At 70.9% G+C, this 22,677-nt stretch carries 18 protein-coding genes and 1 pseudogene; 9 read left to right on the top strand and 10 right to left on the bottom strand.

Annotated features, from left to right (window positions below):
- Positions 1-196: 196 nt before the first annotated feature.
- The 7 genes from ACFWBT_RS02420 (at position 197) to ACFWBT_RS02390 (ending at position 5,503) form a co-directional block, all read left to right on the top strand.
- Complete coding sequence (locus ACFWBT_RS02420) at positions 197-1,321, top strand: SchA/CurD-like domain-containing protein (RefSeq protein WP_385694826.1); 1,125 nt, start codon at positions 197-199, stop codon at positions 1,319-1,321.
- A gap of 67 nt (positions 1,322-1,388) precedes the next feature.
- Positions 1,389-1,868, top strand: coding sequence for a cupin domain-containing protein (locus ACFWBT_RS02415; RefSeq protein ID WP_385694824.1), 480 nt, complete (start codon positions 1,389-1,391; stop codon positions 1,866-1,868).
- Positions 1,865-3,133, top strand: coding sequence for a beta-ketoacyl synthase (locus ACFWBT_RS02410; RefSeq protein ID WP_266764155.1), 1,269 nt, complete (start codon positions 1,865-1,867; stop codon positions 3,131-3,133). The genes ACFWBT_RS02415 and ACFWBT_RS02410 overlap by 4 nt, the downstream gene beginning before the upstream one ends.
- Positions 3,130-4,392, top strand: coding sequence for a ketosynthase chain-length factor (locus ACFWBT_RS02405; RefSeq protein ID WP_385694821.1), 1,263 nt, complete (start codon positions 3,130-3,132; stop codon positions 4,390-4,392). Before ACFWBT_RS02410 ends, ACFWBT_RS02405 begins: the two co-directional genes overlap by 4 nt.
- Before the next feature lie 13 nt (positions 4,393-4,405).
- Positions 4,406-4,666: a phosphopantetheine-binding protein gene (locus ACFWBT_RS02400; protein ID WP_385694819.1), complete on the top strand. Its 261-nt coding sequence runs from the start codon at positions 4,406-4,408 to the stop codon at positions 4,664-4,666.
- Between the two features lies 1 nt (position 4,667).
- Complete coding sequence (locus ACFWBT_RS02395; protein WP_385694816.1) at positions 4,668-5,147, top strand: SRPBCC family protein; 480 nt, start codon at positions 4,668-4,670, stop codon at positions 5,145-5,147.
- A 23-nt stretch (positions 5,148-5,170) separates the two neighbouring features.
- On the top strand, positions 5,171-5,503 hold the full coding sequence (locus tag ACFWBT_RS02390) for a TcmI family type II polyketide cyclase (RefSeq protein WP_266764159.1): 333 nt from the start codon (positions 5,171-5,173) through the stop codon (positions 5,501-5,503).
- Positions 5,504-5,590: 87 nt separating this feature from the next.
- On the opposite strand, the gene ACFWBT_RS02385 is transcribed toward ACFWBT_RS02390, so the two are convergent.
- From ACFWBT_RS02385 to ACFWBT_RS02360, 6 genes are all read right to left on the bottom strand, one after another.
- Entirely contained in the window at positions 5,591-6,619 is a 1,029-nt protein-coding gene (locus tag ACFWBT_RS02385) for a methyltransferase (protein ID WP_385694815.1), read from the bottom strand.
- Positions 6,620-6,750: 131 nt separating this feature from the next.
- Complete coding sequence (locus ACFWBT_RS02380) at positions 6,751-7,809, bottom strand: nitrous oxide reductase family maturation protein NosD (RefSeq protein ID WP_385694812.1); 1,059 nt, start codon at positions 7,807-7,809, stop codon at positions 6,751-6,753.
- Positions 7,810-7,946: 137 nt separating this feature from the next.
- A complete protein-coding gene (locus ACFWBT_RS02375) occupies positions 7,947-8,597 on the bottom strand; it encodes a hypothetical protein (protein WP_385694809.1) in 651 nt (216 codons plus the stop codon).
- A 58-nt stretch (positions 8,598-8,655) separates the two neighbouring features.
- The gene (locus ACFWBT_RS02370) at positions 8,656-8,886 is read right to left on the bottom strand and encodes a DUF397 domain-containing protein (RefSeq protein WP_385694807.1); all 231 of its coding nucleotides are present in this window, start codon (positions 8,884-8,886) and stop codon (positions 8,656-8,658) included.
- On the bottom strand, positions 8,883-9,746 hold the full coding sequence (locus ACFWBT_RS02365; protein ID WP_385694805.1) for a helix-turn-helix domain-containing protein: 864 nt from the start codon (positions 9,744-9,746) through the stop codon (positions 8,883-8,885). Before ACFWBT_RS02365 ends, ACFWBT_RS02370 begins: the two co-directional genes overlap by 4 nt.
- A gap of 233 nt (positions 9,747-9,979) precedes the next feature.
- Positions 9,980-12,199, bottom strand: a complete 2,220-nt coding sequence (locus ACFWBT_RS02360; protein WP_385694802.1) for an NADP-dependent isocitrate dehydrogenase — start codon at positions 12,197-12,199, stop codon at positions 9,980-9,982.
- 293 nt (positions 12,200-12,492) lie between these two features.
- On the opposite strand from ACFWBT_RS02360, the gene ACFWBT_RS02355 reads away from it, so the two are divergent.
- Complete coding sequence (locus ACFWBT_RS02355; RefSeq protein WP_385694800.1) at positions 12,493-14,043, top strand: M1 family metallopeptidase; 1,551 nt, start codon at positions 12,493-12,495, stop codon at positions 14,041-14,043.
- A gap of 61 nt (positions 14,044-14,104) precedes the next feature.
- Here the strand turns inward: ACFWBT_RS02355 and ACFWBT_RS02350 are convergent, their stop codons facing one another.
- The 3 genes from ACFWBT_RS02350 to ACFWBT_RS02340 form a co-directional block, all read right to left on the bottom strand.
- Entirely contained in the window at positions 14,105-15,190 is a 1,086-nt protein-coding gene (locus ACFWBT_RS02350; RefSeq protein ID WP_385694797.1) for a mechanosensitive ion channel family protein, read from the bottom strand.
- Between the two features lie 240 nt (positions 15,191-15,430).
- Positions 15,431-16,195 carry a crotonase/enoyl-CoA hydratase family protein gene (locus ACFWBT_RS02345; RefSeq protein WP_385694794.1) on the bottom strand — a complete coding sequence of 255 codons (765 nt, stop codon included), beginning with the start codon at positions 16,193-16,195 and terminating at the stop codon, positions 15,431-15,433.
- A 105-nt stretch (positions 16,196-16,300) separates the two neighbouring features.
- A complete protein-coding gene (locus ACFWBT_RS02340) occupies positions 16,301-17,257 on the bottom strand; it encodes a YbhN family protein (RefSeq protein ID WP_385694997.1) in 957 nt (318 codons plus the stop codon).
- Positions 17,258-17,476: 219 nt separating this feature from the next.
- Between ACFWBT_RS02340 and ACFWBT_RS02335 the strand changes: the two genes are divergently transcribed.
- Positions 17,477-19,378 carry an ABC transporter ATP-binding protein gene (locus ACFWBT_RS02335; protein ID WP_385694994.1) on the top strand — a complete coding sequence of 634 codons (1,902 nt, stop codon included), beginning with the start codon at positions 17,477-17,479 and terminating at the stop codon, positions 19,376-19,378.
- A gap of 79 nt (positions 19,379-19,457) precedes the next feature.
- Here ACFWBT_RS02335 and ACFWBT_RS02330 read toward each other — a convergent pair.
- Positions 19,458-22,662 (bottom strand): annotated as a pseudogene (locus tag ACFWBT_RS02330) (alpha-L-rhamnosidase).
- Positions 22,663-22,677: the final 15 nt, after the last annotated feature.

Here is a 22,677-nt window from a genome sequence, read left to right as displayed (position 1 = left end):
GGGGATGCAGGTTCCATGCCCCTTGTGGACCGGTTCGCGCGCCAGGGGCACCCGGATGGCGCGCGGTTCACTCGTCCGACCCGTGGGGCTCGCGCACTGGGGAGCTCGCGTCAACGATCAGCTCATGGCGGCCCCGGCGTTTCGGATACCGCGGTCGTTCCTGACTTTCCGTGACGAAAAGGAGAGGTGTGCCGGAATGACTCCCTCGGGACGTATCTCGCAGTCGGCGTTCGACGGCTCCAAGCTTCGGGTGATCCTGCTGCTCGACCTGTACGAAGGCGCTCAGCAGCAGTTTCTCGACGCGTACGAACTCATGCGCAACCAGGTCGCCTCGGTCCCCGGTCACATCAGTGACCAGCTGTGCCAGTCGATCGAGAACCCCTCGCAGTGGCTCATCACCAGCGAGTGGGAGAGTGCCCCGCCCTTCCTCGCCTGGGTGAACAGCGAGGAGCACGTCGAAACCGTCAGGCCGATGCACAGCTGCGTCCGGGACACCCGGTCGATGCGCTACAGCATCCTCCGTGAGACGAGCCCCGCCGAACCGCTCACCCCGGAGTCGGTCAGGGCGCCCAAGCAGGTCGAGGCCCGTGTCGGCAACGGTGTGGCACGCCACGCCCTCACCTTCACCGTCAAGCCCGGATCCGAGTCGAAGGTCGCCGAGATCCTCGCCGGCTACCAGTCGCCCCAGGCCCAGGTCGACGACACCACCCGGCTGCGCCGCACCTCGCTCTTCATGCACGGCAACCGCGTCGTGCGGGCCGTCGAGGTGGAGGGCGACCTCCTCGCGGCACTGCGCCACGTCTCGCGCCAGCCCGAGGTACGGGCGGTCGAGGAAGCCATCAACCCCTACCTGGAGCAGGACCGGGACCTGAGCGACCCCGACTCGGCACGGGTGTTCTTCACCCGGGCGGCGCTCCCGGCCGTGCACCACGTGGTCTCCGGCCGCAAGGAACCCGCGAAGGTGCGGCGGCACGCGCTGTACTACCCGGCCCGGCCGGGCTGCGGCATGGAACTCGCCCGGCTGCTGGCCCACCAGGACGAGGCCGCGGCCGACGACAAGAACAGCCCGGTGTACAGCAGCACCGTCTTCCAGCGCGACGACATCGTGGTGCGGCTCATCGACATCGTGGGCGAGCTCGACGGCGACCCCGTCGCCTCCCTCGGCCTCAAGGGCGCCAAGAAGGCCGCCGAGCTGGAGCGCCTCCTCGACGGTGCCGCGATCGGCGTCGAGGGCTCGCTGGAGACGGAACGCAACATCAACCGCCTCCTGTCGCACGCCGACATGCTGCCCATCACCGACCGCAGCGCGGCGGACTCCTGACGGACCGCCGCTGCCCGCGTCCCCGGACGTCCCATCCGACGTCCTCGCCCCACCCGGAGGTACAAGCATGATCAAGCACCATCCACGCATCGTGGACCTGAGCGAGACGGAACCCAACCGCAGGCGCGGAGGCGACATCCGGGCCCTGCTCACGCCCGCCACGGCGGGGTCCACCAGCGGCTTCATGGGCCTGGCCATCATCCAGCCCGGCGAGCGCATCGGCGAGCACTACCACCCGTACTCCGAGGAGTTCGTGTACGTGGTCAGCGGCGCCCTCGAAGTGGACCTGGACGGTGAGGCGTTCGCGCTCCGGCCCGACCAGGGCCTGTTGATCCCGATCGACATGCGGCACCGCTTCCGCAACGTCGGCGACGAGGAAGCCCGCATGGTCTTCCACCTGGGCCCGCTCGCCCCGCGTCCGAGCCTCGGCCACGTCGACACGGAGGCGACCGACGCCGCGCCCGGCCACGAGGTCGTCATCGGCGGCCCGGACCTGTCCGCGCCGGACCACGGACAGCCGTCCGAGCGAAGTGGGGCCATACAGTGACCCGGCGGGTGGCCGTCACCGGCATCGGTGTGGTCGCTCCGGGCGGCACCGGAACGAAGGCGTTCTGGGACCTCCTCGCAGGCGGCCGCACCGCGACCCGCGGCATCACGCTGTTCGATCCCGCGGGACTGCGCTCCCGCATAGCCGCCGAATGCGACTTCGACCCGCTCGACCACGGACTCGACCCGGAGCTGATCCGGGACGCCGACCGGTACATCCAGTTCGCGGTGGTCGCCGCCGGGGAAGCCGTCCGTGACTCGGGACTCGACGCCGGCAGCCAGGACCCCTGGCGCGTCGCCGTGTCCCTGGGCAGCGCCGTCGGCGGCACCACCCGCCTGGAGCACGACTACGTCAAGGTCAGCGAAGGCGGCCGGCGGTGGGACGTGGACCACCGGGCGGCCGACCCGCGACTGCACCTGGCGTTCGCGCCCAGCACGCTCGCCTCGGTCGTCGCCGAGCAGTTCGGGGCCCAGGGACCCGTGCAGACCGTCTCCACCGGCTGCACCTCTGGACTCGACGCGGTCGGATACGCCTTCCACACCATCGAGGAAGGCCGGGCCGACGTCTGCATCGCCGGGGCGTCCGACTCGCCGATATCCCCGATCACCATGGCCTGCTTCGACGCCATCAAGGCCACGTCGCCCAACAACGACGACCCCGAGCACGCCTCCCGGCCCTTCGACGCCAACCGCAACGGTTTCGTCATGGGCGAGGGCGCGGCCGTGCTGATCCTGGAGGAGTACGAGCACGCCAGGGCCCGCGGCGCGCACATCTACTGCGAGATCGGCGGCTACGCCACCTACGGCAACGCCTATCACATGACCGGTCTGACCAGCGAGGGCCTGGAGATGTCCCGGGCGATCGACAGCACGCTCGATCAGGCCCGCCTCGACCCGACGCTGATCGACTACGTCAACGCGCACGGCTCGGGCACCCGGCAGAACGACCGGCACGAGACCGCCGCGGTCAAGCTGTCCCTGGGCGAGCACGCCTACAACACGCCCATGAGCTCCATCAAATCCATGGTGGGCCACTCGCTGGGCGCGATCGGCGCGATCGAGGTCGTCGCCTGCGTCCTCGCCCTGAAGCACCAGGTGGTGCCGCCCACGGCGAACTACGAAACCCCCGACCCCGAGTGCGACCTGGACTACGTGCCGCGCACCGCACGCCCCCGGAAGCTCAGGAATGTGCTCTCCGTCGGCAGCGGGTTCGGCGGATTCCAGTCCGCGGTGCTCCTGACCGGGACGGGTGGGAGGACACGATGAGTACTCAGCGCCCCCGGCGCGCGGCCGTCACCGGCATCGGTGTCATCGCGCCCAACGGATTGCGTGCGGACGCGTACTGGAAGTCCGTCAGGGAGGGCCTCGGCGTTCTGGACCGGATCACCCGCGAGGGCTGCGAGCATCTGCCGCTGCGCGTCGCGGGTGAGGTCCGGGCCTTCGACGCCGCGGACCTCATCGAGGAACGGTTCCTCGTCCAGACCGACCGGTTCAGCCATTTCGCGATGGCGGCGACCGTCCTCGCCCTCGACGACGCGGGCCTCGGCGCGGTCGACCCCGAGGAGGCGTACGACATCGGTGTGGTCACCGCCGCCGGATCCGGCGGCGGCGAGTTCGGCCAGCGGGAACTGCAGAAGCTGTGGGGACAGGGTTCCCGGTTCGTCGGCCCGTACCAGTCCATCGCCTGGTTCTACGCCGCCAGCACCGGCCAGATCTCCATCCGCGGCGGCTTCAAGGGACCGTGCGGGGTGGTCGCGAGCGACGAGGCGGGCGGACTGGACGCCATCGCGCACGCCGCCCGCGCCGTACGCCGCGGCACCGGTGCGATGGTCGTCGGAGCCGCGGAGGCGCCCCTGGCCCCGTACTCGATGGTCTGCCAGCTCGCCTACCCCGAGCTCAGCACCGTCGAGGACCCCGATCGCGCCTACCGCCCCTTCACCAAGGGAGCCTGCGGCTTCGTGCCCGCGGAAGGCGGCGCCATGCTCGTCGTGGAGGACGAGGGGCGTGCGCGTGAGCGGGGAGCGGTCGTCCGGGCCGTCGTGGCCGGACACGGGGCCACGTTCACCGGCGCCTCGCAGTGGGAGCGGTCCCGGGAGGGACTCGCGCACGCGATCCGGGGCGCCCTCGCCGAGGCGGACTGCGCCCCGGAGGAGATCGACGTCGTCTTCGCCGACGCCCTGGGCGTCCCGGCGGCCGACCGCGCCGAAGCCCTGGCCATCGCCGACGCCCTGGGGGCGCACGGAACCCGCGTACCCGTCACGGCACCCAAGACGGGAATCGGCCGGGCCTACTGCGGGGCACCCCTGCTGGACACCGCGGCCGCGGTGCTCGCGATGGAGCACGGCCAGGTCCCGCCCACCCCGAACGTGTTCGACGTCTGCCACGACCTCGACCTGGTGACGTCGAACGCCCGCCCCGCCGAGCTGCACACGGCCCTGATCCTCAGCAGGGGACTCATGGGTTCCAACGCGGCGCTGGTCGTGCGCCGCGGCGGCGACTCCGCCCGGGAGCCCGGGCGCAAGTGAAGGGAACACCCGCATGATCACCACCGAAGTGACCTTCGACGAACTGGCCGCCCTCATGAAGAAGGCGGCCGGGATCACCGTCGACCCCAAGGAGCTCGCGCAGGCGTCCGACGCGCCGTTCGGGAGCCTCGGACTCGACTCGCTCGGGCTGCTCGGCATCGTCGGCGAGCTGGAGAACCGGTACAGCCGGCCCCTGCCCCCCGACACGGAGCGCTGCAAGACCCCCCGCGAGTTCCTCGATCTCGTCAACGACAACCTCAAGGCTGGAGCCTGAAGTGTCCGGACACACCGACAACAGCATCACGATCGACGCTCCTCTCGACCTCGTCTGGGACATCACGAACGACATCGAGAACTGGCCACAGCTCTTCAGCGAGTACGCGTCCCTCGAAGTCCTCTCCCGGGACGGCGACACGACCACCTTCCGCCTCACCATGCACCCGGACGACAACGGGAAGGTGTGGAGCTGGGTCTCGCAGCGAACCGTGGACCGGGCGAGGCGGACCGTCCGGGCCCGCCGCGTCGAGACGGGACCGTTCGCGCACATGAACATCCGGTGGGAGTACGAGGAGACCCCGGCCGGCACCCACATGCGCTGGGTGCAGGACTTCGCGATGAAGCCCGAGGCCCCGGTCGACGACGCGTGGATGACGGACAACATCAACCGCAACTCCGTCACGCAGATGGCGCTCATCCGGGACCGGATCGAGCAGGCCGCCCGGGAGCGCCGCAGCCCGGCCGCCATGCCCCGTTGACCCCGGCACAGGAAGGAAACCCGATGCATCACGCCCTGATCGTCGCCCGCATGGCGCCCGACTCGGCGCCGGCGATCTCCGACGTATTCGCCGCCTCCGACCGGGGTGAACTCCCGCACCTCATCGGAGTCAACCGGCGCAGCCTCTTCCAGTTCGGTGATGTGTATCTGCACCTCATCGAATCCGACCGGGACCCGGCACCCGCCATCGCGAAGGTGGTCGGGCACCCCGAGTTCCGCAGTGTCAGCGAGGAGTTGTCGGCGTACGTCAGCGCGTACGACCCGCAGACCTGGAGGAGTCCCAAGGACGCCATGGCGCACTGCTTCTACCGCTGGGAGCGGGACTCCGCCTCCTGAGCGAGCACCGTGACACAACCCGAGGCCGCCGGCTCCGCGAAGAAGCGGAACCGGCGGCCTCGGGTTTTCCTCGGCGTCGCGGACGGATCAGCCGGGGACGGTGCACTCGAAGGCGTGCAGATAGGCGTTCACCGGGCGGATCTCGCCGATGACCAGGCCCGCGTCCGTGAGCCGGTCGACCATGCTCTGCCGGGTGTGCTTGGCACCGCCGACGTTGAGGAGCAGCAGCAGGTCCATGGCCGTCGTGAAGCGCATCGACGGGGTGTCGTCCACGAGGTTCTCGATGACGACGACGCGGGCACCGGGCCGCGCGGCCTTGCGGATGTTCGCGAGCGCCCGGCGGGTGCTCTCGTCGTCCCACTCCAGGATGTTCTTGATGATGTACACGTCCGCCTGGACCGGGATGTCCTCACGGCAGTCTCCGGCCACGATCCGCACCCGGTCGGCCAGCGCCCCGCCGCTCCGCAGGCGAGGATCGGCGTTCTCCACCACGCCCGGCAGGTCGAGCAGGGTGCCGTGCATGCCGGGGTGCTTCTCCAGCAGGCTGGCCACGACGTGTCCCTGACCACCTCCGATGTCGGCGACCGCCTTCACACCCCGCAGGTCGAGCAGGTTCGCGACGTCCTGGGCCGACTGCGAACTGGACGTCGTCATGGCCCGGTTGAAGACGTGCGCGGACTCGGGGGCGTCTTCGTTGAGGTACTCGAAGAACTCCTTGTCGTACACGTCCTCGAAGACGTTGCGGCCGGAGCGCACCGCCTCGTCGAGCTGCGGCCAGACGTTCCACGTCCACGGCTCGGTGCACCACAGCGCGATGTAGCGCAGGCTGTGCGGGTCGTCCTCGCGCAGGAGCCGGGACATCTCCGTGTGCTCGAACGTGCCGTCGGGGCGCTCCACGAAGACGCCCTGGCAGGACAGGGCGCGCAGCAGCCGGCGCAGGGTCTTCGGCTGCGTCTTCACCGCCGCCGCCAGGTCCTCGGCGCTCATGGGCGTGTCGTCCAGGGCGTCCGCCACACCCAGGCGGGCCGCGGCGCGTACGGCGGCGGCGCAGGCCGCGCCGAAGACGAGTTCCCTCAGCCGCATGGGCGCCGGGGGAGTCTGATCAACAGTCGTCATGCAATGCCTCGCTTCTGATCTCGTGCTGTACGGGAGACCGGACCGGTCCGAACGCGGGCGGACCGGGCGGTACGGAGGCAGGACCGGGCTGTACGCGAGTGCAGACCCGGTCCTGTGGACGGGCCGGGACGTCAGCACATACCGGCGGGTTCGGAGACCGCGCAGGTGTTGCCCCGGAACTTGTTGTTCTTGCCGGTGTCGCGGTTGGCAAGATCCGACGGGCCGTTGCGCAGGACCACGTTGTCGCGCACCTCGTTGTTCTCGCTGAGCGCGCCCACGAAGCTCTTGAACAGCACGATGCCGCCCGACAGCGGGGACGTGCCCACGTTGTCCTCGACCCGGTTCCGGGTCACGTGCGTGTCCTCGGCGCCGGTGAGGACGATCCCCGAACCCTGGAGGGCGGGCAGCCGCGGGGTCTTGGGGCAGGACTTGTTGTTGGCGTGGATGTAGTTGCGGCGCACGCTGATCCCGCCGATACGTGGCTTGTTCTCGTCACCCACGACGAAGACCGCGGCGCAGTTGCCGGTGGCCTCGTTGTGCGCGACGGTCAGGTTCCGCAGCCGCCGGATCGTGACGCCGATCCGGTTGCCGCTCAGCTGGTTGTACGCGGCCAGCGTTCCCTTGGTGTCGCGGGCTCCCTCCTCGGTGTCGACCGTGTTGGAGATGAAGAGTCCGGCGTCGCCGTTGTTCCTCGCGATGTTGTGGACGAACTTTCCGCGGACGGACCTCTCCTGGGCGAGACCCCATTGGCCGTTCTTCTCGGAGGTCACCCCGCGGACCGTCAGCCGGTCGGTCCTCGACGCCCACAGGCCCTGCTTGGCGAAGCCCCTGAGGGTCAGTGAGGCCACGGTGACGCCCCGGACGGGACGGCTGTCCGTGCCCGTCACACAAATGCCGTTGCCCGCCTTGGCACACGCGTCGGCGGTGGCATTACCCGGCACGATGACGGTGGAACGGGCGTCGGTGCCCCGCAGCGTCAGGTCCGACACCGTGATGCGGACGCTCTCGCGATACGTGCCGGGACGGACGAGGACGGTGTCGCCCCGCTTCGCCGAGTCCACGGCCTTCTGGATGGATTCTCCGGCGCGCACCACGTGCACCGAACGGTGGTCGGCCGAAGGGGCTGCGCCCAGCCCTGAGGCCAGGACCACCGCGGTGCACGCGAGGTAGGCCATCTGTTGTTTGGTCATGGGCCGAAGCTATGAACGGGCGTTCAGGCCCGCCACCGGTGCTCCTCCAGGTGGCCCGCACCATCACCGTGACGCGCCGAAACGAAGTCACGGTGACGCGCGGGGGCGACGGAGCCGGACGGCCCGGCCTCCAGCTCTCACGGCCGCACGAGCGGCACCGCCCGCGGGGCGCGCCGCACCGGCGGGGCGGGTAATTCCGTGACCCTGACGTCGAGCAGCGAGTGGGTGCAGCGGTAGGTGGGGACGGTGTCGACGAGGAGCAGATACGTGATGGTCGTGCCGCAGCCGATCCGCCCCGGTCCGATGCTCAGCCGGGAGCCGTCCACCGAGGCCGGCGGGGGCTGCGCCGCGCTCGGCTCGGACTCCGTGCCGACCATCTCCGCGTAGGGCACGGCGAGGTCGACGCGGAACGGCTGTCCCTGGTCGAAGGCGCCGCTGGGGATGTCGCGGCGGCCGGGGTTGGTGAGCACGAGCCGCACCAGATGGGGATCGGTGAGCAGGGTGCCGTCGCGCCGGATCTCCAGCCGGCCGCCGACGAGCGGATCGACCAGCGGGTCGTGGCCCGTCGAGTAGGTCAGGCGCCGCCTCGGATGGGAGGCGCGCAGGGCGGCCCAGATCGCGCCGCCGCCCGTCAGGACGGCGACCGCGACCCCTGTCGCGGCCCAGAAGGTGCTCGCGGTGTAGAAGGCGCCGGACGCGACGGGCGCGAGATGGTGAACGTCGTACACGGGCAGCCCGACGCGCCGAGGGGCCGGCCGCGCGTCGTACTCCATTCGTACGTGCGGCAACTGATCCGGTTGTTCGCTCACCGCCCCGGCCCGCCGACGGTCCTGTGTCGACGGACGGTCAGGGCCGGCCGCGACAGCCGGGGCACGCCCCGTCGAGGAACGCGGTCCAGCCGGCCGCCGAGAAGACGAGGGCCGGGCCGCCGGTCTCCTTGGAGTCCCGGACGGCGACGACGCCCTCGACGAAGGCGACCTCGACGCACGCTCCGTTGCCGGAGCTGCGGCGGCTCTTGCGCCAGTGGGCGTCTCTCAGGTCGACGTGCCGGGCGGACCGCCCGTCGTGCCTGCTCATGTGCCGTACATCTCCCTTGAGATCGTCTCCAGTGCCGCGGGTGTCTCCTGCGGATCGGGAGCCGCCGCGCGCACCAGGTCGAAGGTCTGGACGAACGTCCGGACGTCGCGCTCCTTCTCCAGGTACACGTTTCCTGCGATGGAGTTGACGTAGACGACGGTGGGCGTACGGGGCTCGAACTCCAGGAGGGAGAACATCCCGGCCAGTGCCGCGTGCGCGCCCTTGGCGGTCGGCATGATCTGGATCGTCACGTTCGGCAATGCCGTCGCCTCGGCCAGATGGGCGAGCTGGGCCGCCATGACGTCCTTCCCGCCGACCGGTCGCCGCAGCGCGCTCTCCTCCAGCACCACCCACAGCTCCAGCGGTTCGGGCTCCCGGGTGAGCAGCGACTGGCGCTCCTTGCGGAAGCTCACCAACTGGTCGACCTCGTACGGTTCGTTGGGCCGGGCAGCGGCGATCACCGCGCGCGCGTACTCCTCGGTCTGCAGCAGGCCGTGCACGAAGGTCGGTTCGTACGAACGCAGGGCGCGGGCGTCGGACTCCAGGCCGGCGTAGGTCGCCATGCCCGACGGCAGTACCTCTCCGTAGTGCGCCCACCATCCCTGCTGCTGGGCGTCCTTGTGGATCTGCATGACGGTCTCGGTCTGCACCGGGTCCGTGACGCCGTACCACTCGAGCAGGTCCCGGACGTCGCGTGCCTTGATGGGGGCCTGGCCGGTCTCCACCCGGCTGATCTTGGACATCGAGCACTCCAGATGGGCCGCGGCGTCCTCGATCTTCTTGCCCGCGTGCTCACGCAGCCGACGCAGCTCGGATCCGAGCTGGCGGCGCCGGACGGTCGGCCCACCGGCTGGGGTCATGGCCCCTCCTCACACCAGACGTGGTGGCGTATTGCTCCACGCAAGTGTGCCCGTTCTCCAACTCCCTTGTCATCCAGTTCTGTTGCTCCGAGACATGTGGCTGACGCACTTGCATGGAGGAAGTCACTCCGTCACGCCCGGGCGTGCGCCCCCGGCACGACGACAGCCGCCCCGGCCGGAGGGATCCGGCCGGGGCTGCGTGCGCGGAGGGTGTCCGCGAGGTGATGCTCGGGTCAGGCGAGGATCGCCAGCGCCTCGTTCCAGGTGGCCGACGGGCGCATCACGGAGGCGGCCTTGGCCGGGTCGGGCTGGTAGTAGCCGCCGATGTCGGCCGCGTCGCCCTGGACCGCGATCAGCTCGTCCACGATCGTCTGCTCCTGCGCGGTCAGCACCTCGGCGAGCTGGGCGAACGCCTTGGCGAGGTCCGCGTCGTCGGTCTGCTGCGCCAGCTCCTTGGCCCAGTACAGGGAGAGGAAGAAGTGGCTGCCGCGGTTGTCGATGCCGCCCACGCGACGGGTCGGCGACTTGTCCTCGTCGAGGAAGGTCGCCGTCGCGCGGTCGAGGGTGTCGGCGAGCACCTGGGCGCGCGCGTTGCCCGTGGTGGTCGCGAGGTGCTCGAAGCTGGAGGCCAGCGCGAGGAACTCACCGAGGCTGTCCCAGCGCAGGTAGTTCTCCTTGACGAGCTGCTGCACGTGCTTCGGCGCGGAGCCGCCGGCGCCCGTCTCGAAGAGGCCGCCGCCCGCCATCAGCGGGACGACCGACAGCATCTTGGCGCTGGTGCCCAGCTCCAGGATCGGGAACAGGTCGGTGAGGTAGTCGCGCAGCACGTTGCCGGTGACCGAGATCGTGTTCTCGCCGCGGCGGATGCGCTCCACGGACAGCTTGGTCGCCTCGACCGGGGACAGGACACGGATGTCCAGGCCCTCGGTGTCGTGCTCCGGAAGGTACTGCTTGACCTTCTCGATGAGCACGGCGTCGTGCGCGCGGTCCTCGTCCAGCCAGAACACGGCCGGGTCGCCGGTGGCGCGGGCGCGGGTGACGGCCAGCTTGACCCAGTCGCGGATCGGGGCGTCCTTGGTCTGGCAGGCGCGGAAGATGTCGCCCGCGGAGACGGTCTGCTCCAGGACGACGTTGCCGGCCTGGTCGACCAGGCGGACCGTGCCGGTGACCGGGATCTCGAAGGTCTTGTCGTGGCTGCCGTACTCCTCGGCCTTCTGCGCCATCAGACCGACGTTCGGGACGGTGCCCATGGTCGACGGGTCGAAGGCGCCGTTGGCGCGGCAGTCGTCGATGACGACCTGGTAGACACCGGAGTAGCTGCTGTCCGGCAGGACGGCGAGGGTGTCGGCCTCCTGGCCGTCCGGGCCCCACATGTGGCCGGAGGTGCGGATCATGGCCGGCATCGAGGCGTCGACGATGACGTCGGACGGCACGTGCAGGTTGGTGATGCCCTTGTCGGAGTCGACCATCGCGAGGGCCGGGCCCTCGGCGAGCTCGGCGTCGAAGGACGCCTTGATCTCGGCACCCTCCGGCAGGGCCTCCAGGCCCTTGTAGATGCCGCCGAGACCGTCGTTCGGGGAGAGACCGGCGGCGGCGAGCGTCTCGCCGTACTTCGCGAAGGTCTTCGGGAAGAAGGCGCGCACGACGTGACCGAAGACGATCGGGTCGGAGACCTTCATCATCGTGGCCTTGAGGTGCACCGAGAACAGCACGTCCTCGGCCTTGGCCCGGGCGATCTGCTCGGTGAGGAACTCGCGCAGCGGCGCGACGTGCATGACGGACGCGTCCACGACCTCGCCCGCCTTGACCGGTACGGACTCGCGCAGCACGGTGGTGGAGCCGTCGTCGCCGACCAGCTCGATCTTCAGCGCGCCGGCCTCGGAGACCACGGCCGACTTCTCGGTGGAGCGGAAGTCGTCGATGCCCATGGTGGCGACGTTCGTCTTCGAGTCCGACGACCAGGCGCCCATGCGGTGCGGGTGGGTCTTGGCGTAGTTCTTGACCGACGCGGGGGCGCGGCGGTCGGAGTTGCCCTCGCGCAGCACCGGGTTCACGGCGCTGCCCTTGACCTTGTCGTAACGGGCGCGGATGTCGCGCTCCTCGTCCGACTTCGGGTCGTCCGGGTAGTCCGGCAGCGCGTAGCCCTGCGCCTGCAACTCGGCCAGCGCCGCCTTCAGCTGGGGGATCGAGGCCGAGATGTTCGGCAGCTTGATGATGTTCGCCTCGGGCGTCTTGGCCAGCTCACCGAGCTCGGACAGGGCGTCCTCGATGCGCTGGTCCTCCCGGAGGAACTCCGGGAACAGGGCGATGATGCGCCCGGCCAGCGAGATGTCACGGGTCTCCACAGTGACACCCGCCTGCGAGGCGTACGCCTGGACCACCGGCAGGAACGAATACGTCGCCAGGGCCGGGGCCTCGTCAGTGTGCGTGTAAATGATGGTCGAGTCAGTCACCGGGTGCTCCGCTCCACGTCTGCAACATTGCTCGACATCAAGATATCTCGTGAGCGACCCCGGCTCGACAGGGGTCCGTCCCGGGCCGGGCGAGCGCGTCGGAAAACCGCCCTTCGCGGCGGGCCGGGTCGGGCCGGATGTGAACAGGCGTACCCGAGTGAATGCGGAAATGCTGCGCCGGAGGCAACCGGGCGCCCCGCTCATGCGTAAAGGAAGGTGATCACCTCACGTGATCAACCACTGGATCCGGCGACGGGCCTCCAGGCTCCCCGCCGCCCGAACGAAAGCGAACCATGAGATATCGCACCAGAGTGACGGCCCCCGCGGCCGCGCTGATCGGCACGGCCGCCGTGCTCGCCGCCGGACCCGCGGCCTCGGCGCGCCCCCAGGCTTTAAGGCCTGAGGGCACCCCGGGGGCGGAGACCCTCGGCGACTCCGTCTTCCCGGCCCTCGGCAACGCCGGCTACCGCGTCGAGGCGTACCACCTCGACTTCTCGTACGACGCCACGACCCGTCTGGTCGACGCCAAGGCGACCTTGATGATCAAGGCGACCCAGAACCTCTCCCGCTTCTCGCTCGACGCGCTCGGCCTGGACGTGCGTTCGGTGCGGGTCGGCGGTGCGACCGCCACCTTCGAGCAGGTGGGCGAGAAGCTGCGCGTCACCCCGGCCCGGACCCTGCCGGAGTCCTGCGCCGTCGCGGTCAGCGTCGAGTACGGCGCCGACCCGGCCAGGACACTCGCGTACACCGCCTGGGTCCCCACCGTCGACGGATTCGCGGTGTGCCCCCAGCCGAACGCGGCGCACACCGTCTTCCCGTGCAACGACCACCCGACGGACAAGGCGGACTTCAGCTTCCGCATCACCGTGCCGAGCACCCTGCGCGGTGTCGCGAGCGGCACGCTGGTCCGCACGGAGCACCTGGCCGGCGACCGGACGGCGTACACCTACCGTTCGGCCTCGCCGATAGCCACCGAGCTGGTGCAGATCACGGTCGGCGACTACGTCGTCAAGGAGCGGCAGGGACCGCACGGGCTGGGGCTGCGGGACGTCGTCCCGACGGCGCGCGCCGCCGCGCTGGAGCCGGCGCTCGCGCTCACCCCCGGCCTTCTCGACTGGCTGGAGCAGCGGCTCGGCGCCTACCCGTTCGAGACGTACGGGCTACTGCCCTGCAACTCCGACGCCGCGAACGCCTTCGACTTCACGGGCCTGGAGACCCAGACCCTGACGCTCTACAAGCCGAACTTCCTGCTCCAGGAGGAGAAGAAGATCGGCTCGCACATGATGCACGAGCTGGTCCACTCCTGGTTCGGCAACAGCGTCAGCCCGGCCAACTGGGCCGATCTGTGGCTGAACGAAGGCCACGCGGACTTCTACGGGCTGCTCTACCGCTACGAGCGCGGCTGGGCCGACTCGCTCGGTCTGACCACCCTCGAAGCCCGGATGAAGGACACGTACGCCAAGGGCGACCAGTGGCGCAGGGACTCCGGGCCCGTCGCCGCGCCGAACGCCGTCAACCTCTTCGACAACCAGCGCTACGTGGGCGGTGTCCTGGTCCTCTACGCGCTGCGCGAGGCCGTCGGCGAGGACGTCTTCAACCGCATCGAGCGCACCTTCCTGGAGCGGTACCGCAACTCAGCGGCGACCACCGCGGACTACATCGCGGTCGCCTCGGAGATCTCCGGACAGGACCAGTCCGGCTTCCTGAACGACTGGCTGTACGGGACGAAGACACCGCGTATGCCGAACCACCCCGACTGGACGGTCACCCCGGTCGTGTCGAGCCTGGTCGCGCCCCGCCACCGCGAGCCCGGCCACTACCCGGACTCGTCCGCCACGCTCTGACGGGCCCGTCGAACGGCGAGGGGCCGGGCGGAAGTGTTCCGCCCGGCCCCTCGGCCCGTTCTCAGGTCTGCTTGGTGGCCTCGCGCTGATGCGGGATGGCGGACTCCAGGAGCCCCACACCGCCGGGTTGCAGCGCGACCGTCCGGGCGGGCGACGGAATCCGGATGCCCTCGTCCCGGTAGCGCCGGTGCAGGCGCTTGATGAACTCGTGCTTGATCCGGTACTGGTCGCTGAACTCGCCCACGCCGAGGATCACGGTGAGGCCGATGCGGGAGTCGCCGAACGTGTGGAAACGGACGGCGGGTTCGTGGTCCGGGATGGCGCCGGTGATCTCGGTCATCACCTCGGCGACGATCTCGTTGGTGACCCGCTCGACATGGTCCAGGTCGCTGTCGTAGCCGACGCCGACCTGCACGAGGAGCGTCATCTGCTGCTCGGGCCGGGTGAAGTTGGTCATGTTGGTGCCCGACAGCTGGGCGTTGGGGATGATGACCAGGTTGTTGGAGAGCTGACGGACCGTGGTGTTGCGCCAGTTGATGTCGACGACGTACCCCTCCTCACCGCTGCTCAGCCGGATGTAGTCGCCCGGCTGGATCGTCTTCGACGCGAGGATGTGCACGCCCGCGAAGAGGTTGGCGAGGGTGTCCTGGAGGGCGAGGGCGACGGCCAGACCACCCACACCCAGGGCCGTCAGCAGGGGCGCTATCGAGATCCCCAGCGTCTGCAGGACGATCAGGAAGCCGATCGCCATCACCACGACCCGGGTGATGTTGACGAAGATGGTGGCCGAACCGGCGACGCCCGAGCGGGACTGGGTCACCGACTGGACCAGGCCGGTGATCAGCCGGGCGGCGGTGATCGTCGTGACGAGGATGAGCAGGACGGTCAGCGACCGGTTGACGGTACGCCCGACCGGCGCGGTCAGCGGCAGCACCGCGGCCGCCGACGCCATGCCGGCCGTGATGGCCGCCCACGGCACCAGGGTGCGCAGCGCGGCCACGATCACGTCGTCGCCGCTCCAGCGGGTGCGCTCCGCATGCTTGCTCAGCCAGCGCAGCAGCATCCGCAGCAGGAACGCCGCCAGCAGCCCGGCTGCCAGGGCTATACCGGCGATCATCAGGTCGTCCACGGTGACGGAGCGCTTCATCGATGACCTCCTCGGAGACCAGGGCCGGGGTGTGGGCCCGCGGGCCGAATGTGCTGTGTCGTCACTTGCCACCTGCTCGAATCCGGGAACGCGCGATCACGCCCGGACGCGTGTTCGTCGCCGTCCGGGGAGACCGCTCATCCTGCCGTATCCGCCTGCCCTTCCGTCACCACGCCTGCGGGGAGCCGCCCTTGACGGACGGGGCGGCCGCCGGCCCCCGCGGCGCAGGGTTCGCGGGTGTCACAGCCCGCCGAACGAACCGTGCCGCCCGGCACCGGAGGCGAAGCGGGCGACGCCCTCCATGCTCTCGTCCAGCACGTCCATGCCGTACCGGAGTTCGGTGCGCATGGCCTCCTTCTCGACCAGTCCCTCCTGGTCGAGAACCGAGGCGCGGTCGCCGCGCAGACAGGACTGCGGGAAGTCGGCGATCTCGGCGGCGAGCCGCTCCGCCTCGGCGCGGGCCCGGCCGACCGGCACGAGACGGTTGGCGAGCCCCATCTCGTACGCCTCCGCGGCGGCGACCGGCCGACCGGTGAGGATCATGTCCATCGCCCGGCTCGTGCCGATGAGCCGGGGGAGCCGTACCGTGCCCCCGTCGATGAGCGGGACACCCCAGCGGCGGCAGAACACCCCGAAGACGGCGTCCTCCTCGGCGACGCGCAGATCGCACCAGAGCGCCAGCTCCAGACCACCGGCCACGGCATGCCCCGCGACCGCCGCGATCACCGGCTTGGTCAGCCGCAGCCGGGTGGGGCCCATCGGGCCGTCGCCGTCCTCGGTGACCTGGTTGCCGCGCTCGGTGCCGATGGCCTTGAGGTCGGCGCCCGCGCAGAACGTGCCGCCCTCGCCCCAGAGCACGGCGACACGCGCCGTCTCGTCCGCCTCGAACTTCCGGAAGGCGTCGGCGAGTTCGGCGGCGGTCGGGCCGTCCACCGCGTTCCGGGCCGCGGGCCGGGAGAGGACGACGGTGGTGACGTGACCCTGACGTTCGATCCGGACCGGCATCGTGCTGTCCCCTTCTCCGGCCGACGCGCCTCACCGCACGCCGTGGTTACTCCTCGGTATCACAGCACGCGAAGGAACGCACGACCCGGAGCGGGCGGACCCGGCTCAGATCACCTTCCAGCGGACCAGCGCACCGAGCGTCAGCGCCCCCGGCAGGAGCGGCAGCCACACCGTGATGATCCGGTACGCCAGCACCACCGCCGTCGCCACGGCCACCGGGCCGCCCGCCGCGACCAGCGCCACGATCAGCGCGGCCTCCACCGAACCGAGTCCGCCGGGCGTCGGCACCATCGCGACCGCCACCGTCGCCGCCAGATAGGCGATCACCATGTGCGCGGGCGACACCGCGAGGCCCAGCGCCCGCCCCACCGCGGCCAGTCCGGCCGCCTGGAGCAGGGGGAAGGCCAGCGAGCCACCCCACAGGGCGAACGCCCGGGACGGACGGGTGTGCACCGAGCGGGCCTCGCCGATCGCGGTGCGCAGGAAGGAGAAGACGGCCACGCGCAGCCGCCGTACGAGAGCGAGTGCCGCCACCGCGGCGCACAGGGCCACCCCGATGCCGAGCAGCAGCGGGCCGACGGCCCCGTCCGGAAGCAGTCCACCGAGCCGCAGCGCTCCGGGGAACGCGATCAGCAGACCGAGGAGCAGGCTCAGCCGGGCGACCGACTCGGCGAGCAGATACAGCGCGAGCGCGGCCGACGAGCGGGCGAGCGGCACCCCGCACACCGTCATGAACCGCAGATTGACCGCACCCGCGCCGAGACCCGTGGGCAGCAGATGGTTGGCCGCGCCCGCGGCGAACTGCGTGGCGAGCAGCCGGCGCGCCGGCAGCCGTTCCATGACCGCGCCCTGGCGGGTCACGGCCGCGGCGACCCAGGTCAGGCAGGTCGCGACGACCGCGGCCACCAGCCAGGGCCACTCGGCGGACTCCAGATGCCCGAAGCCCTCGATGAGTACCGAGCGGTGGCGCACGGCCACCACCACGACCAGGGCGAGCGGGAGGAGACACAGGACCGGCCGGACGGCGGGCCGAAGGGTGAGGCGCCGGGGGAGCCTGGGCAGGGCCCGGGGGAGTCGTGTGACTGTCACATCGGGAGAGGTTTTCCACACCGGACCAACGTGAGATTGCGGGCGCGGAGACGGCGGCTGACACGCCGGGCAAGGTGCGGGAGGGGCGGTCGTCGGGCGCGCGGCGCCGACGGGGTGCCGCCCGCGCGCATGCCACCGCCTCGAACCATTGACCTCAACAAAGCTTGAGGTCCTACTGTCACTCCTATGAGCATGGAGACCACAGCCTGGACACAGTTGCACAGTGTCATGAACGCCCAACAGGAGCGTCGTCCCTTCGACCGCGCGACGCTGCGCCGCATCGCCGCCTTCGCCCGCCCGCACCGCCGCCGAATCGTTCAGTTCGTCCTCCTGAGCGTGGTGACCGCGCTGCTGGCCGTCGCGACGCCGGTGCTCGCGGGGCACGTCGTGGACGCCATCGTGAAACACGGCGACGAGAGCACCGTCATCCGTCTTGCCGTGCTCATCGCCGTCATTGCGTTCGCCGAGGCGGCGCTCGGAATTCTGGGACGCTGGCTCTCGTCCACGCTCGGCGAGGGACTCATCCTCGATCTGCGGACAGCTGTCTTCGATCATGTGCAGCGCATGCCGGTCGCGTTCTTCACACGTACACGTACGGGCGCGCTCGTCAGTCGACTCAACAACGACGTCATCGGCGCCCAGCGCGCCTTCAGCAACACCCTGTCCGGAGTCGTGAGCAATGTCGTCACCCTGCTGCTCACCCTGGTCGTGATGCTCACCCTGTCCTGGCAGATCACCCTGCTCGCGCTGGTGCTGCTGCCGGTGTTCGTGCTCCCCGCCCGGCGGATGGGCAGCCGGATGGCCAGGCTCCAGCGCGAGGCCGCGGACCTCAACGCCGCCATGGGCACCCGGATGACCGAGCGGTTCTCCGCGCCCGGCGCCACCCTCGTCAAGCTGTTCGGGCGGCCCGGGGAGGAGTCCGCCGAGTTCGCGGCGCGCGCCCGGCGGGTGCGGGACATCGGGGTACGCACGGCGATGGCGCAGTCCGCCTTCATCACCGCGCTGACCCTGGTGTCGGCCCTGGCGCTGGCCCTCGTCTACGGGCTCGGCGGCTGGTTCGCCCTCCAGGGCACACTGGAGCCGGGTGCCGTCGTCTCGCTGGCGTTGCTGCTCACCCGCCTGTACGCGCCGCTCACCTCGCTCGCCGGGGCGCGCGTCGAGGTGATGAGCGCCCTGGTCAGCTTCGAGCGCGTCTTCGAGGTGCTCGACCTGAAGCCGCTCATCGAGGAGAAGCCGGACGCCCGCGCGGTCCCGGACGGGCCCGCCGCCGTCGAGTTCGACGACGTCCGCTTCGCCTACCCCTCCGCCGACAAGGTCTCCCTCGCCTCACTGGAAGAGGTCGCCGCCCTCGACACCCGGGGCGGTGCCGAGGTCCTGCACGGCATCTCCTTCCGCGCCGAACCCGGCCAGACCGTGGCCCTCGTCGGCTCCTCCGGCGCCGGCAAGTCGACCATCGCGCAGCTGCTGCCGCGCCTGTACGACACCGACGCGGGCACCGTGCGGGTCGGCGGGATCGACGTCCGCGAACTCAGCGCCGAGTCGATGCGCGCGACCCTCGGCATGGTCACGCAGGACGGGCACCTCTTCCACGAATCGGTCCGCGAGAACCTGCTCCTCGCCCGCCCGGGCGCGACCGAGGACGAGCTGTGGGACGTACTGCGCCGCGCGCGTCTCGACGCTCTCGTACGGTCCCTGCCCGACGGCCTCGACACCGTGGTCGGCGAGCGCGGCTACCGGCTCTCCGGCGGCGAGCGCCAGCGCATGACCATCGCCCGCCTGCTGCTCGCCCGCCAGCGCGTCGTCATCCTGGACGAGGCCACCGCCCATCTCGACAACACCTCGGAGGCGGCTGTCCAGGAGGCGCTCGCCGAGGCACTGGAGGGCCGCACCGCCGTCGTGATCGCGCACCGGCTGTCGACGGTGCGGGCCGCCGACCTGATCCTCGTCGTCGAGGCCGGCCGGATCGTCGAGCGGGGCACCCACGAGGACCTGCTGGCGGCCGAGGGGCGCTACGCGGAGCTGTACCGGACGCAGTTCAGGACCGAGCGCGAGAGCGCGGCGGAACTCGCGGTCACCGCGGACGCGACGCCGTAGCCGTCGTGCGGACGCCCGCCGTACCCCGGCGGGCGTCCACCGTGTCCGCTCCGGACCGCTCCTCGGAACCGGTCCAGGGCTAGGCGGTGAAGCGGTGGCTGCCGGAGCCGACCCGGTACACCGCGCAGCCGTCCTCGGTACGCAGGTACGTCGCGTGGCTGTGGGACACCTTGTCCGGCCCGCTCGCGGGGATCCACACCACGGCCGTGGTGTTGGCGGGCACGGCGCAGGTGAGGACGAACGCGTCGGAACGCTGCTGCCACCGCGTGGAGACCGGGCCGTACACGGAGGTGAACGTGGCGCGGGCCGAGGTGACGTCGCCGCCGGGCCTGGGGCGGACGACGATCTCCCGGTATCCGGGCCGGCCCGGCGAGATGCCGGCGATGTTGGCGTACAACCACTCGCCCACCGAGCCGTAGGCGTAGTGGTTGAAGGAGTTCATGTCGGGGGTCTGGAAGCCGCCGTCGGGCCGGATAGAGTCCCAGCGTTCCCACATCGTGGTGGAGCCCTTGTCGATCTGGTAGCCCCAGCTCGGGAAGGAGCGCTGCAGGAGCAGCCGGTAGGCGACGTCGGTGTGCCCGGTGTCCGTGAGGACGGGCAGCAGCCGGGGCGTGCCGAGGAAGCCCGTCGACAGATGCCAGTCCTTGGCACGGATCAGATCGACGAGACGGCCGGCCGCCGCCGTGCGCAGGGCGTCCGGCAGCAGGTCCATCGAGAGGGCCAGGACGTACGCCGTCTGGGTGTCGCCCTTCACCTTCCCGTCGGCGCCGACATAGGCGTCGCGGAACGCCTCGCGGACGCGCTCGAACAGCCCGGCGTAGGGCGCGGGGTCCTTGCCGAGCTCCTCGGCCATCCGGGCCGCGAGATCGGCGCTGTGCGCGAAGTAGGCGGTGGCGATGACGTCCTTGGGTGTCTCGTCCGAGACGTTCAGCCAATCCCCGTATCCGCCCGCCGGCCGGAGCAGGCCGTCGCTGTGGCGCTCCAGGTACGTCAGCCAGGCCTGGACGGACGACCAGGCGTCGGCGAGCACCTGCCGGTCCCCGTAGGCCTGGTACAGCGACCAGGGGACCGTGACACCCGCGTCGCCCCAGCCCGCGACGCCGTTGCCGACCGTCCCGACCATGGGCGCCACGTCCGTGAACGCGCCCTCCGCGGTCTGGCCGTCGCGCAGGTCCACGAGCCACTTGGACAGGAAACGGGCCGACTCCATCGTGTACGCGGCGGTGGGCGCGAAGACGTTGATGTCGCCGGTCCACCCAAGTCGCTCGTCGCGCGCGGGTGTGTCCGTCGGGACGGAGAGGAAGTTGCCGCGCTGCCCCCAGGTGATGTTGCTGTGCAGCTGGTTGAGCATCGGGACGTCGGTCTCGAACTCCAGGGTGAAGGGCGCCGACGTATGCATGACGCGCCCGGTCACGGCCCGCGCGGCGGGAGTGCCGGGGAACCCGGTGACCTCGACGTAGCGGAATCCGTGGAAGGTGAAGCGCGGCTCGTACGTCTCCTCGCCGCCGCCCTTCAAGGTGTACGTGTCCGTCGCCGCGGCCGAGCGCAGATTCGCGGTGTACAGCGTGCCGTCCGGGTTGAGGACCTCGGCGTGTCTCATCCGCACGGTCGTCCCCGCGTCGCCCGAGACGCGCAGCCGCACCGAGCCGACCATGTTCTGGCCCAGGTCGAACACGAAGACGCCCGGCGTCGGTTCGGTCACCTTCTCGGCCGCCCGTTCACCGGCCACCCGCACCGGGCCGTCCACCTGAGCGACGATCTGTGGGGGCGCGGCATCACCCGCGGCGCGGACCGCGAGCCACGTCCGGTCGTCGAAGCCGGGTGAGGTCCAGCCGGGGGTCTCCATGCGCGCGTCGTACGTCTCGCCGCCCAGCAGATCCGCGGCGACGATCGGCCCGGACGCGGCCCGCCAGTCCGTGCCCGAGGTGACGCGTTCGCTCGTCCCGTCGGCGTACTCGACCTCCAACTGAGCCAGCAGCGCCGGGCGTTCACCGTACTGGTGGGGACCGAACATGCCGACGTTGCCCGCGTACCAGCCCGGCGCCACGGAGGCGCCGATGGCGTTGGCGCCGGGCCGCAGGAGGGAGGTGACGTCGTACGTCTGGCTACTGGACGCGTTCGCGGTAGTCGGTCCAGCCGGGGGCGAGCTGGTCGCGGCCCACCCGGCGGCCGTTGAGGTGGGCCTCGTACAGGCCGAGAGCCGTGGCGTACAGGCGTGCGCGGGCCACCTTCTTGCGGGGCAGTGTGAACTCGTGCCGCAGCTGGTTGGCGGCGAACGACGCCGGGACGACCCTTCCCCAGGGACCCGATCCCCACGCGGCGGCCGGCTTGGCCGCGGGCCAGCCGCTGTCGTCGAAGTCGTCCCCGCGCCAGTCGGCCGCGGGCTGCGCGTCCGTCGCCTTCCAGGAGGCGTCGGTGACGATCCGCTGTTCGCCGGACGGCGTGCGCAGCGTGAGAACGGCGACCCAACCAGCGGGTCCCGCGGTCGCGTTGGCCGCCGCCACCGTGAGGACGTTGCGTCCCGGGCGCAGCCGGGCGAGGACGTCGACGACGGCGGGACGGCGCCAGCCCTCGTTGTCCGTCGCCAGGTCGGTGCGGGCCACCTCGGCGCCGTTCACCGAGAGTGAGAAAACGTTGTCAGCGCTGATGGCCACCTTCGCCGCCGTCACGTCGGCGGGGAGATCGACGACTCGCCGGAACCATCGGGTGCCCGCCGGAGCGCTGCTCGCCGGGTCTCCCTCGGGGAACCAGATCCAGGAACTGCCTTCGAGGGAGGGCGCGTCCGTGAGGACCGGGGGAGCGGATACCCAACTCGCCGACCATCGCGCCGAGTCCATGAGACCGGTCTCCCACCAGGACGGCGCGCTCCAGCCGGAGGCCGCGCCGTCGGTGTCCCAGACCCGCACGGACCAGAAGTAGCGCGTCTGCGGGGCGAGTCGGGGGCCCGCGTACGGGACCAGGACGGACTGGTCGGACGTCACCTTTCCGCTGTCCCAGACGTCCGGGTGGGACAGGCTCGACGCGCTGGTGGCGACGCGGACCTGGTAGGCGGCCTGGCGCATCCCCGGCTTGTCCGAGGCCATCGGCCAGCTCAGCCGGGGGTGTTGCGCGTCGAGACCCAAGGGGTGCTGGACGTATTCGACGGTCGGAGTGGTGATGCGCGGAGCTCCGCGCGGCGCGGTCCGGGCGGACGCCGGCGCGGCCCCCGCCCCGACCGGGGGCCCACCCCGGGGCCGGACGGCGACGGCGCCCCCCCCCCCCCCCCCGAACCCCCCCCCCCGAATACGTAACCCCCCGCG

It is taken from the genome of Streptomyces sp. NPDC060027, assembly GCF_042737005.1.
In the GTDB taxonomy this organism is placed as follows: Bacteria; Actinomycetota; Actinomycetes; order Streptomycetales; family Streptomycetaceae; genus Streptomyces.
This window is presented reverse-complemented; position numbering and strand designations above follow the sequence as displayed.